Origin of the sequence: Aquibium microcysteis (assembly GCF_014495845.1) — a bacterium.
GTDB classification, from domain to species: Bacteria; Pseudomonadota; Alphaproteobacteria; order Rhizobiales; family Rhizobiaceae; genus Aquibium; species Aquibium microcysteis.
Genome location: NZ_CP061080.1, coordinates 2,715,704 through 2,727,969 on the forward strand (window position 1 = coordinate 2,715,704; position 12,266 = coordinate 2,727,969).

Genomic DNA, 12,266 nt, shown 5'->3' on the forward strand with positions numbered 1-12,266 from the left:
ACGGTTGCCGCTTGCCCCGGCGCCCCCGTCCCGTGCTATGGCGCTGGCAAGGTCGCCGGGCGGCGATCGCGGGCATGGGTTTGGGGAGGCGTCGCGACGTGCAGGAACTGGATTGCGTGAAGGACGGCGGCATCCTGCGACTGACCCTGAACGTTCCGGGCAAGAAGAACGCCCTGACGGACACGCTGCGCGCCGAACTGCGCGAAGCCATCGCGTCAGCGCAGGACGACGCGGACGTGACGGGCATCATCCTCACCGGCGCCGGCGGCAGCTTCTCGTCGGGCGGCGACATCTCGGCCATGACGAGCGATCCCGACATCGCCCGGCGCCGCATGGCCATCCTCCACGACGTCGCGCGGCTCCTGATCGCCGGACGCAAGCCTTCGGTGGCGGCGGTGAGCGGCCCGGCTTTCGGCGCCGGTTTCTCGCTCGCGCTCTGCTGCGACGCGGTGGTCGCGGACACGACCGCGAAATTCTGCGCCTCGTTCGGCCGCATCGGCCTGCCGCCGGACATGGCGCTCGGCTGGACCCTCCCCGCCCGGATGCCGACCGCCAGCGCGCGGCAGCTGCTCCTGTCGGGGCGGATCGTCGAAGCTGCGGAGGCCGGCTCGCTCGGAATAGCCGACGAAGTGGTGGAGCCTGCGGATCTTCCTGCTGCCGCCGACCGCTGGTCGGCAGCGCTTGCGGCCAACCTGCCAGGGCCGAAGGGACATCTGAAGTCGCTTCTTGCGCTGGACCAGCTGGAGCGCGTGCTCGCCGCCGAGATGGAGTCCTACGTCGCCTGCCTCGGTTCGGAGGAGCATCGCCACGCCCGGGAGGCGTTCCTGTCGAAAGGCAGGCCGAAGACCTGAGAGGATGCGAAAGACTGCCCGTCTCCGATCAGCTCAAGCCGAAAATCTGGAGGATTTCAGTGGGCCTTCTTTCGCATCCTCGATCGTTTCACACATTGTGAGCCGCGGCCGCTTCCGCAGCGGGATCAGAGGCCGGAAGCCTGACTCGCCGCTGGCGCAGCGAGGAGCTCGAGACGACGCTGCACGAGAGTCTCGATCGGTTCGGGCTTGTGAAACAGATATCCCTGGCCGAACTGGACGTGCATTCCCTGGAGAATGCCGACGGTCTCCTGGTTCTCGATCTTCTCGGCGATGACGTCGTAGCCGAGCCCGCGCGCCACGCGGCTGATCGATGCGACGATCTGGCGGTCGAAGCGGCTGGTCGGCAGGTTCTCCACGAAGGAGCCATTGATCTTCAGGCTGTCGACGGGAAACCGCCTCAGATAGTCGAATGACGACAGGCCGGCACCGAAATCGTCGAGGCTGATCCGGCAGCCGTGGTTGCGCGCCTGGCGGACGAAGCGGTCGGCGGCCTCGAAATTCGTGACCGCCGCCGTCTCGGTGATCTCGAACACCACCCGCTCCGGAGATGCTCCCGTTTCCTCGACGAGGCCGTGCACGTAGTCCCAGAGCAGAGGATCGCTCAGGGTCTGCGCCGAAAGGTTGACGCCGACGGTCAGGCCGCCGGGCCGCAGGATGTGCCCATGCTCCCGCAGCAGCCTCGCGATGATCCAGCGGTCGAGTGCTGCGGCACGGCCGAAACGCTCGGCTGCAGGAATGAAGGTTGCCGGCGGCACGAACTGTCCCTGCTGGTCGACGAGGCGGGCGAGCAGCTCGATCTTCTCCCCGGGAGCGTCCGGGCTCGCAAGCGAGCGGATCTCCTGGCCGTAGAGCCGGAGCCGGCCGTCATCCTTGGCATCGGCGATGTCGCCGACCAGTCGCGCGGCGGTCAGGCGCGAGACGAGGCGCTCCCCGGTCTGCGTATGCGCGACCAGACGGTTGCGTCCCGCCGCCTTCGCGGCATAGCAGGCATCGTCGGCATGGGCGATGACGTCCGGCGCATGCAGCCCATCCTCGGCAACGACGATGGTCCCGACGCTCGCACCGAGACGCCGATAGCTCGCATTGCTGCCGAGATCCGCGCTGCCGATGGCCGCCAGCACCGCTTCCGCCAGGCGCTCCGCGCCGCCTTCGTCGCGGCAGTCCACGACGGCAGCAAACTCGTCGCCGCCCAGACGCGCGACGACGGAGCCGCCGGGCAGGCTGGCGGCGATGGCATGCGCGATCATCACCAGCGCACGGTCGCCGGCGGCATGACCGGCATAATCGTTCAGCGCCTTGAAGTGGTCGAGGTCGATGTAGAGGAGCGCGAAGGGCGCGCGACCGGCGGAGGCGACGCGCGCCTGCAGGATGGTCTCGAAGGCCGCGCGGTTGCAGAGCCCCGTCAGGGAATCATGCTCGGCGGCGTAGGCGAGTTCCCGCTGCTTCTTCTGCTCGTGCGTCACGTCGAGAAGCGTGTGGACGAAGCCGCTGACGGAGCCGTCGGCGCGGGTGATCGGATTGGTCGTGCAGCGAACCAGGATGCCGCGCCCCTGCCTGCCGGGCAGCACCATCAGGCCGGCGGCTGCGGCATCGAAGCCCGGCAGGTCCCCCACCGACCCCGGACGGGCGAAAAGCTCTTCGCTGCGCCGCCCGAGCAGCGCCTCCGGCGGGAGGCCCAGCATCTCCGCCGCAGCCGGGTTGGCGAAGGTGATGCGGTCCTTGCGGTCGGTGCTCACCACGCCGTCGCTGATCGATGCCAGCGTCACGCGCAGGCGCTTCTCCTCGTTGCGCTGGGCTTCGGCGGCGAGCACTTCCTCCGTGATGTCACGCACCGTTCCCACGATGCTGCCATGGGGGGCCGGATCGCCGGAGAATCGCGCCAGCGTCTCGAGATGCCGCACCTCGCCGTCCGGACGCACGATCCGGTAGCGCATCCGACGGTCGCCGTGCTCGAACAGGGAGAGATCCGCATGCGTGGCCACCGCCTCGTCCCGGTCGTCGGGGTGGAGGAAGGAGACCCAGGTGTCGCTCGGGACGGTGCCTTCCTGCGGCGGAAGGCCCATGATGACATGCGTGTTGCTGTCCCAGAAGCTCCTCTTCGTGGCGATGTCGAAGTACCAGATGCCGGTCCGGCTGGCAGCCAGTGCCAGTGCGAACCGCTCCTTGATGCTGCGCAGCGCCGCCTCGGACGCCTTCTGGCCGCTGATGTCGGTCTGGACGCCGACCACCCGAAGCGGCGCTCCCGCCGCGTCGCGCTCGACGACACCGCCGCGGTCCAGCACCCACACCCAGTGCCCCGCCTTGTGGCGCAGGCGCATTTCGGCCTCGATCGACGGTGTTTCCCCGCGCAGGTGCCGATCGCCCTTGGCGATCGTCTTCTCCCGGTCGTCGGGATGCATGAGGCTTATCCAGAGATCTCCGCCGCGCGGAAAATCCTCCGGCTTGTAGCCGAGCATCCGGAACCAGGTGTCGGAATAGGTGCAGATGCCGGTGCGCAGGTCCCAGTCCCATACGCCGAGGCTCGCCCGTTCCAGCGCATGTGCCCAGACATCCACAGAGGCGGAATCGGACGGTTCTTTCGCCCCCATCCAGGTCTCCCGGCATTGCGCCTTCTCATTGTGGGAGAGCCTACAGTCTATTCTAAAATATGAGGTTAACCGCACGGGATCCCGCCGCGCGAGCCGGCTCCGGACGCAGGGATCGGCGTCCGGCCACCCCGGGTGAGCGGAGCCTGGACCGACGGAATCGGGACCGACCTCGCGGCCGCGCGCCCCCGAAGGCTCAGGCGGTGCGGCGCAGCGCTCCCGTCCGCACGGTCTCGTTGGCCCAGTCCGTCGACGCCTTGATGCCGCCGAGCGGGAAGAAATGCACCTGCTCGATCAGGCTGCCCGGATTCTGCTCCTTGTAGGCGGCGAGATCGGCGAGCACGTCGGCCGGCTCGTAGGGCATGACGAGCTTGCGGATATCCATGGCGCGGCGCTGCAGCACGCGGATGGAGGGCCCGACGCCGCAGGCCATGGCGAACTTGATCAGCGTCTGGAGCTTCGCGGGACCGGCGATGCCGACGTGGATCGGCAGCGAAATGCCGGCCGCCTTCAGCCGCTCCGCCCATGCGATCACGGGCTGTGCTTCGAAGGCGAACTGGGTGGCAATCGCCATGGCCGCGTCGGTCCGTTCGGAAAAGGCCTGCTTCCACTGCAGCGCGGCGTCGACCTGACGCGAGGAGCCATCGGCGTCGATGTCCTTGTTGCCCTCGGGATGGCCGGCGACATGCAGGCGCTTGAACCCGTGCTTGTCGAACAACCCGCTCTCCATGAGATCCATGGAGGACGCGAGTTCGCCGTGCGGCTTCGTCACGCCGCCGGCGAGAAGGAGCGCCTGGCTCACCCCGACGTCCCGATAACGCAGGATCCAGTCTTCGAGCATGGCCCCGTCGCGGATGATGCGTGCCGGGAAATGCGGCATCACCGGAAAACCGTCGCCCGCGAGCCTTGCGGCGGTCTCCACCATCTCCTCGATCGGCGTGCCCTCGATATGAGCGATGTAGACGCGCGTTCCCGTCGGCAGGAGGGCTTTGAAGTCGTCGATCTTGGCCGCCGTACGGGGCATGACCTCGATGGAATAGCCCTCGACGAAGGCACCGGTCAGCACCTCGGATCCGGCAGAAGATCCCTCGGTCGCGGCTTGCTTGAAAAAGGCCATGGTCATCCTCCTTTGTTCGATCATGTATACACGACGGGCGCGTCGGATCGCAACCCGGCTGCGACATGTCACGGCGCAAACGCGTGAAAACCCCGTCTGGCGACGCCAGCGCAGAGGCGGCAGCGTATTCCCGCGTCGCGCACCAAAGGCCCAAGTGCATACACAGTGCGGCGGAGCCGACGCTCTACAGGCCGCAGACCGCGCGTCTTCCGGAGCGACGCGGCTACAATGGCCCGCCCGACCTCCGCCGCCATCGCGTCCGCGCGCCATCGGATCGACCAAAAGCGACGGGCGGCGGAATGATCCGCCGCCCGTGCGTCCTTTTCCGACGGAGCGCCCGTCGCGACCAGCGTCAGCGCGACGCCTTGGTGCGCCAGCTGTCGGCGTAGTTGGTGCGGGCTTCGGCCGCGTAGGGCGTCTGGGAGACGCGGACGCGGATCTCGGCCTGCTTGTGCTTCTCGGTCGAGGTCTTGCCGGTCTGCTCCGGCTCGCCCCACTTCAGCGTCAGCACGTCGCCGATCTGGATGTCCTGGTCGACGACGCCGAGCGAGAGCATGCAGCGCTCGTTGTAGGAGTAGCCGTTGAACATCGACATGCCGACCATCTTGTCGCCGTTCATGACCATGTCGGCGGAGGTGGAGGCGTAGTTCGGCTGCGGGAAGTCGATCCACTTGTAGTGGTCCTCGCCCGGCTTGAAGGCGGACGCGATGACCTTGACCACGTCCTCGGCATTCCACTCGAAGGTGACCTTCTTGCGGTTCTTGCGCTCCTTCATCTTGACGAGCGCGTCCTTGCCGACGAAGTCCTGCTTCTTCCAGCCGATGTAGAAGTCGTAGCCGAGCTCGAACGGGTTGACGTAGTAGTCCTCGATATTGTCGGACACGAACGAACCGCCGATGGCACCGGCCGCCTCGTAGCTGTCGGCGCCGAGCCACTCGCGATAGTCGGCCAGCATGCCGTCGCCGGTGTAGATGCCCGGCAGCGGCGACGGGATCCAGCCCGACTCCAGCGTGTTGGTGGAGTAGGCGCGGCTGCCGCAGCGCACGAGGTTGACGCCAGCCTCCCTGGCCGCCTCCAGAATGGCGCCGAGAACGTAGTTCTTGTCCTCGTAGGGACCCCAGATCTCGAGGCCGGGTGCACCCGACATGCCGTGCCGCAGCGCCTGGACCTTGCGCGAGCCGACGTTGATCCAGTCGACGTGGAAGAACTTGATCTCCGGGATCGGCCCGCCGTTCATCTTCTCGAAGATCTTCGGCGCATCCGGACCCTGGATCTGGAAGCGGTAGTGCGTGCGCAGCACGCGCTCGCCCTCGGGCCGCGACGGCGAGCGGGGATCGTACTTCAGGCGCACGTTCCACTTGCCCCAGGCGGCACAGAACATCAGCCAGTTCGAGGTCGGCGCGCGGCCGACGAGGATGAACTTGTCCTGGCGCTCGCGGAAGATGATGTGGTCGCCGATGACGTGACCGTTCGGGGTGACCGGCACGTAGTGCTTGGCACGGTTCAGGTCGAAGTTCCCGAAGGAGTTGATGCCGTGATGGGCGAGGAATTCCTCGGCCTGCGGGCCTTCCACGATCAGCTCGTCCATGTGGTGCGTCTGATCGAACAGCACCGCCGATTCGCGCCAGGCGCGCTGCTCGTCACGCCAGTTGGCGAACTCCGGAGCGACCACCGGGTATACATACATGCCGGTCTTGGAGTTGCGGAGGAGCTGGACGGGATTACCCGCCTTCTCCAAAACCGCCTGGAGACTGAATCTGTTCATCTGGGTTCCTCCCATGGATCAAGGTTCGTGTATACATCACCTTTGGCAAATGGTGGCGGCGTTTGCAAGAGGCAAGCGCGGCCGTCGCGGGTACCGGGGTGCCCGGGCGGTGGATTCCGGCGCCCCGGCCGCTGCCGGCGCAGTCAGGGCGACCCACCGGGCTCCGACGGCGATCGCCGCCCCCGCGCGACCGCCTATTCCGCCGCCTTCGCCACCGGCGGCGTGCCGTGCGTGTGGAAGCTCTCGATGGTCTTGAGGCCCCAGGCCTGGCCCTTCCTGCGGTCGGTCTCGGTCCAGACCACCGTCGGCCAGTCCGGATCGAGGATCAGCCGCGCTCCGGCATTGGCGATTTCGACGCGGTTGCCGGCCGGCTCCCAGACGTAGAGGAAGAACGTCCCCTGGATCGCGTGCTTGTGCGGCCCCGTCTCGATGAAGACCCCGTTCTCCAGGAACACGTCGGCGGCACGCAGGATGTCGTCGCGATGGTCGGCGGCATAGGTGATGTGGTGGAAGCGTCCGCGCGCGCCCGAATGGTCCTCCGTGCAGGCCATGTCGTAGCCCTTGTTGTTGACGGTGAACCAGCACCCGCCGATGCGCCCGTTGTCGAGCTGGATCAGTTCCGTCACACGGCTGCCCATCGCCTCCACCATGAAGGCGCGCATCTTCGACACGTCGGTGGCCAGAAGATTGAAGTGGTCGATCCGGCGCGGCGCCGCACCGCGTCCGTGGAAGCGCTGCGCCACGTTCTTCAGCGCCGGCCGCTCGGGGTCCGGTGCGGCATACTTGACCGTCTCCCAGTAGAGCTCGAAGACATGGCCGTCGGGGGAATGGAAGCGGAAGCTCGGCCCGTGGCCGAGGTCGCCCTCGGTCCAGCCGATGCCGAGCCCCATCTTCTCGATGACCGCCACGCGCCGGTGCAGCGCCGCCTCCGACGAGGTGCGGTAGCCGCAATGCGCCATGCCCGTCGTATCGGATCGCGTCAGCTTGAGCGAGTGGAACTCGTAGTCGTCCCAGGCTCGAAGATAGACGGAATTCTCGTCCCGCCCGCTCTCCGTCAGACCGTAGACCCTGACGAAGAAGTCGAGGCTTTCCTCGAAGCGGTTCGTCAGAAGCTCGATATGCCCCAGATGCGCCACGTCGAAACACGGCTCACTCATCGTCCAGTCCTTTCCCGTTTCACCCGCTTTGCCGGCGGGCGCGTTCCGAATCTATTCCGCGGCGAGGTTGAGCCCGACGAAGCGGTCCAGCGTCTCGCGGTCCGCGAGCAGGTCGCGAGACCGTGCCCGGTGCGCGATCACGCCGCGCTCGATGACCACCGCATCCTCGGTCAGTTCGAGCGCGACCTCCGCATGCTGTTCGACCAGCACCAGCGCCATGCCCTCGTCCCTCGCCATGCGACGGATGGCGGCGGTCAGCTCCTCGACGATGATCGGCGCCAGCCCTTCCAGCGGTTCGTCGAGCAGCAGGACGGCAGGGTTGGTCATCAGCGTGCGGCCGATCGTCAGCATCTGCTGTTCGCCGCCGGACAGCTGGTTGCCCATGTTGCCCCTCCGTTCCCGCAACCGCGGAAACAGGCCGTAGATCGAGGCGAGGTCCCAGCGCCCGGGCCGCGCCGCGACGGTCAGGTTCTCCTCCACGGTCAGCGATGGAAAGACGTCGCGTTCCTGCGGCACCCAGCCGATGCCCCGCCGCGCGCGCTGGTGCGGCGGCAGCCGCGAGACGTCCTGGCCGCGGAAGCGGATCCGGCCGCCCGCGAGCTGGAGATGGCCCATGATGGTCAGGATCATCGTCGTCTTGCCGACGCCGTTGCGGCCGAGCAGCGCAAGGCTGCCGCCGGCGGGCAGAGACACCGAGACGTGGTCGAGCACGATCCCCTCGCCGTAGCCGGCGCTGACGTCGTCGAGTTCGAGCAGCGGTTCAGCCATGATGCGCCTGCCCCAGATAGACGTCGCGGACGCGCTGGTCGGTGCGGATCACGTCCGGCTCGGCCTCCAGCAGCACGCCGCCGGACACCAGCACGATGATGCGGGCGGCGAACTTGAAGACGAGGCTCATGTCGTGCTCGATGAACAGCACCGAGATATCGTCGGGCAGTGCTGCGATCACCGAGAAGAGCTCCGCGCTCTCGCCCTTCGGCACGCCGGCGGCCGGCTCGTCGAGCAGCAGAACCTTCGGCCGCGTGGCGAGCGCCAGCCCGATCTCGAGCAGCCGCTGCTGGCCGTAGGCAAGCACCCGCGTCGGCCGCGTCGCCACCTCGGTCAGGCGCAGCTGCGCCAGGATTCCCCACGCTTCGTCGATTGCCTCGCCATGCGAGGCGAGGCTGCGCCAGAACTGGCCGGCGGTGCCTCTGCGCTCGGTGACGGCGAGCGTGATCGCCTCGATCGGCGTCAGCGCGGGGAACAGCTGGTTGATCTGGAACGTGCGGGCGAGCCCTGCCTTGACGCGCGCGGCGCGGTTCAGCCGCGTGATGTCCTGCCCGTCGAGCAGGACCCGGCCGGAATCCGGCGGAAGCTGACCGGTGATCAGGTTGACGAGCGAGGTCTTGCCGGCACCGTTCGGCCCGATCAGCGCATGGCGGGCGCCGCGCGGCAGCGCGATCGACACGTCGCGCGCCACCTCCAGCGAGCCGAAGCGCTTGCGGAGGTTCTCGGTGCGCAGGGCGAAGGTTTCCGGACTCATCGCCGCATCCTCTCCCACGCCTGCGCGAGGAAGCCGAGAATGCCCTTCGGCATGACGAGCACCACGATCATCAGGAGGATGCCGATCCAGAAATACCAGTATTGCGGGTTGATGCCGGCGAGCTGGTCGCGCGCCACCATGAAGATGATCGCCCCGATGATGCCGCCATAGAGCCGCCCCGTCCCGCCGAGGATGAGCATCACCACCACGTCGGCGGAACGCTGGAAGGACAGCACGTCGAGCGCCACCTGCGAGGTGGTCTGCGTCAGCAGCGCGCCCGCCAGACCCGCCATGCCGGCGGAGATCGTGTAGATCACCTGAAGGCGACGCTGGTAGGGCGCGCCGATCGCCGGCATGCGGTTCAGGTTTTCGCGGATCCCGCGCAGCGACAGGCCGAAGGACGAGTGGACGATGCGCCGGGCGACCAGCACAGCGACGAAGAGCACCGCGAGCGTGTAGGAATAGGCGGTGTAGCCCCACAGGTCGTAGTCGAAGGTACCGAAGATCGGCCAGACCGAGACGCCCTGCAGCCCGTCGGTGCCGCCGGTGAGCCAGCTCATCGCGTTGGCGAGTTCCAGCGTCAGGAGCCCGAGCCCGAGCGTGATCATCAGCAGCGCCAGGTGCTGCACCCGCACGATCACGAAGGAGACCACGAAGCCGACCAGCGCCACGAAGAGGCCTGAGATCAGGAGCCCGCTCAGCGGCTCGCCCCATCCCGTCTTGGTGAGCAGGCCGGCGGCATAGGCGCCGAGGCCGAAGAACATGGCGTGTCCGAGCGTGATGATGCCGGCATAGCCGAGGATCAGGTCGACCGAGAGGGCGAAGAGAGCCGCGATGGCGATCTGGCTCGCCAGCGTCAGATAGGTCGGAAAGAAGAAGAAGGGCACGAAGACCGCGATCCAGAATGCGATCTCGAAGGCGTTCCAGCGCCCCTGGCGCCTGATCCAGGCGTGAACTCCGGAACGGTCGGTGGTCGGATCGGCCATGGCGTCAGCGCTTTCCGAACAGGCCGAGCGGACGCCAGAACAGGACGCCCACCATCAGGAGGTAGATGAGGAAGGAGCCGAGTTCCGGCACGAAATACTTGCCAGCCACGTCGCCGATGCCCAGCAGCGCGGCCGCGAGGAACGATCCGCCGATCGAGCCGAGCCCGCCGACGGCGACCACGATCAGGACGTAGATCAGGTAGTGGAAGGCGAAGGTCGGATCGAGGCCGACGATCTCGATGGCGAGCGCGCCGCCGAGTCCCGCAAGCCCGCAACCGAGCGCGAAGGTGATCGCGAAGATCGTGTCGACGTCGATGCCGAGCCCCTGCGCGACGCGCTGGTTGTCCACCGCCGCCCGCACCTTCGCGCCGAAGCGGGTGAACTCCAGCCCGAAGACGAGCGCCGCGGTGACGGCGAGCGCGACGAGAATGAGAAAGATGCGGTAGATGCCGAGGCGCAGGCCGCCCACCTCCACCGAACCGCGCAGCATCTCGGGGATCTGGATCGGCTGCTGACCCGTGCCGAACGCGAAGGTGGCGATGGCGGTGGCGACGAAGACCAGGCCCACCGTGAAGAGGACCTGGTTGAGTTCACCCGACCGGTAGAGCCGGCGGAACAGCGTGCGCTCGCAGGCGATGCCGACGACCGCGGCGCCGAAGAAGGCCGCGGGCAGCGCGAGGAAGAAGGACAGCCCCGCCTCGCGTGTGACGACCAGGGCCAGATAGCCGCCGAGCATGCCGAAGGCGCCATGCGCGAGATTGACGAAGTTCATCAGCCCCAGCGTGACCGACAGCCCCACCGACAGGACGAAGAGAAGCATCCCGAAGGCGAAGCCGTCGAAGAGGACGATCAGGAGATTGCCGGTCACGTGAGCGCCGATTTCCGATTCGAGACTAGGGGCTTGGCGTCAGTTGCTGGCGCCGTGCAGCGGATCCTTCACGTTCTCGATCGTGTCGATGATCACGTTCTGGAGCTTGCCGCCGACCTCCTGGACCTCGCGGATGTAGACGTTCTGCACGATGTCGCGGGTCTCGGGATCGATCGAGATCGGGCCGCGCGGGCTGTCCCAGGACATGCCCTTGGCCGCCTCGACGAGCGCATCGCCCGATGCATCGCCGTTCGTCTTCTTCAGCGCCTCGTAGACGAGGTGCATGCCGTCATAGCCGCCGATGGAGAACAGGTCAGGGCTGCGGCCGTTGTTGGCGCCGCGGTAGGCCTCGACGAAGGCGTTGTTCAGCGGATCGTCGCGCTCCAGCGTGTAGTGGAAGGTGGTGACGATGCCGCGGGCGTTCTCGCCCATGCTCTCCAGCGCCTCGGGATGGGTGAGCTCGCCCTGGCCGAAGATCTTGGTGGCGGGCGGGGTCAGCCCGCGCTCGGACAGCGCCTTGCCGATCGCCGCCGGCTGGCCGCCGCCGGGGACGAAGATGTAGACCGCTTCCGGATTGGCATCCTTGACGCGCTGCACGAAGGCCGAGAAGTCGGGATTGGCCACCGGCGTCTTGTCGGCGCCGATCACGGTACCGCCGGCTTCCGTGAAGCCCTTGGCGAAGGACTTCTCCGCGTCGTGGCCCGGGCCGTAATCGGCCACCAGCGTATAGGCCTGCTTCACGCCGCCCTTCTCGAAGGCCCACTTGCCGAAAGCGTAGTTGACCTGCGGGATCGTGACGGAGGTGCGCACGATGTAGGGCGACTTCTCCGTGACCACGGACGTGGCGGCATTCATCACCACCATGAGCTTCTTGGCCTGCGTGGCGACGTCGGCCGCGCCCAGCGCTTCAGGGGTCAGGGCGAAGCCGGCGATGATGTCGACGCCGTCGCGCACGACGAGTTCCTGCGCCAGACGCTTGGCGACGTCCGGGGCCGGGCCGCCGGTGTCCTTGCGCACGATCTCGACCTTCTTGCCGGCGACCATGTCGCCATTCTGCTGCATGTAGAGCTTGATTCCGGCGTCGAGCTGGTTGGCGGCGTCGGCGAAGGGTCCCGAATAGGGCAGGATCACGCCGATCTTGACGGTCTCCTGCGCCTGCGCGCCGGCCGACCAGGTAAGTCCCGCCGCAACGGCAAGGGCGAGCGTCGTTCTCGTTGGCATCTGTTTTCCTCCCAGAATGCAGTGAAGCCACGCGGCAGTGTATACACAGCGCCGCCGAAATCAATGGGCATGGAGGGTGCACGACGGCGCGCGAATCGATCCGCAGGTCGTGAACGCCGGGCAAGCGCTGCGCGGCGCTGTGGATGCTCGCCGGTTCCGGGGGTTCTTCCGGG

10 protein-coding genes are annotated in these 12,266 nt (G+C 67.3%); 1 reads left to right on the forward strand and 9 read right to left on the reverse strand.

The window, feature by feature from the left end; translation table 11 throughout:
- Positions 1–98: 98 nt before the first annotated feature.
- On the forward strand, positions 99–851 hold the full coding sequence (locus IAI54_RS12655; RefSeq protein WP_187972672.1) for an enoyl-CoA hydratase/isomerase family protein: 753 nt from the start codon (positions 99–101) through the stop codon (positions 849–851).
- 125 nt (positions 852–976) lie between these two features.
- Here IAI54_RS12655 and IAI54_RS12660 read toward each other — a convergent pair whose 3' ends face one another.
- The 9 genes from IAI54_RS12660 to IAI54_RS12700 all read right to left on the reverse strand — a co-directional run bounded on the left by IAI54_RS12660 (position 977) and on the right by IAI54_RS12700 (position 12,093).
- A complete protein-coding gene (locus IAI54_RS12660; protein ID WP_187972673.1) occupies positions 977–3,460 on the reverse strand; it encodes an EAL domain-containing protein in 2,484 nt (827 codons plus the stop codon).
- A gap of 193 nt (positions 3,461–3,653) precedes the next feature.
- On the reverse strand, positions 3,654–4,574 hold the full coding sequence (locus IAI54_RS12665) for a methylenetetrahydrofolate reductase (protein WP_210321242.1): 921 nt from the start codon (positions 4,572–4,574) through the stop codon (positions 3,654–3,656).
- A gap of 352 nt (positions 4,575–4,926) precedes the next feature.
- A complete protein-coding gene (gene ligM, locus IAI54_RS12670; protein ID WP_187972675.1) occupies positions 4,927–6,339 on the reverse strand; it encodes a vanillate/3-O-methylgallate O-demethylase in 1,413 nt (470 codons plus the stop codon).
- A gap of 194 nt (positions 6,340–6,533) precedes the next feature.
- A complete protein-coding gene (locus IAI54_RS12675) occupies positions 6,534–7,496 on the reverse strand; it encodes a VOC family protein (RefSeq protein ID WP_187972676.1) in 963 nt (320 codons plus the stop codon).
- Between the two features lie 51 nt (positions 7,497–7,547).
- Positions 7,548–8,264 (reverse strand): ABC transporter ATP-binding protein, encoded by a 717-nt coding sequence (locus IAI54_RS12680; RefSeq protein WP_187972677.1) that lies wholly within the window; start codon positions 8,262–8,264, stop codon positions 7,548–7,550.
- On the reverse strand, positions 8,257–9,018 hold the full coding sequence (locus IAI54_RS12685) for an ABC transporter ATP-binding protein (protein WP_187972678.1): 762 nt from the start codon (positions 9,016–9,018) through the stop codon (positions 8,257–8,259). The genes IAI54_RS12680 and IAI54_RS12685 overlap by 8 nt, the downstream gene beginning before the upstream one ends.
- Positions 9,015–10,004, reverse strand: a complete 990-nt coding sequence (locus tag IAI54_RS12690) for a branched-chain amino acid ABC transporter permease (RefSeq protein WP_187972679.1) — start codon at positions 10,002–10,004, stop codon at positions 9,015–9,017. Before IAI54_RS12690 ends, IAI54_RS12685 begins: the two co-directional genes overlap by 4 nt.
- Positions 10,005–10,008: 4 nt before the next feature.
- Positions 10,009–10,824: a branched-chain amino acid ABC transporter permease gene (locus IAI54_RS12695; RefSeq protein ID WP_235679402.1), complete on the reverse strand. Its 816-nt coding sequence runs from the start codon at positions 10,822–10,824 to the stop codon at positions 10,009–10,011.
- 87 nt (positions 10,825–10,911) lie between these two features.
- Complete coding sequence (locus IAI54_RS12700; RefSeq protein ID WP_187972681.1) at positions 10,912–12,093, reverse strand: ABC transporter substrate-binding protein; 1,182 nt, start codon at positions 12,091–12,093, stop codon at positions 10,912–10,914.
- Positions 12,094–12,266 lie beyond the last annotated feature (173 nt).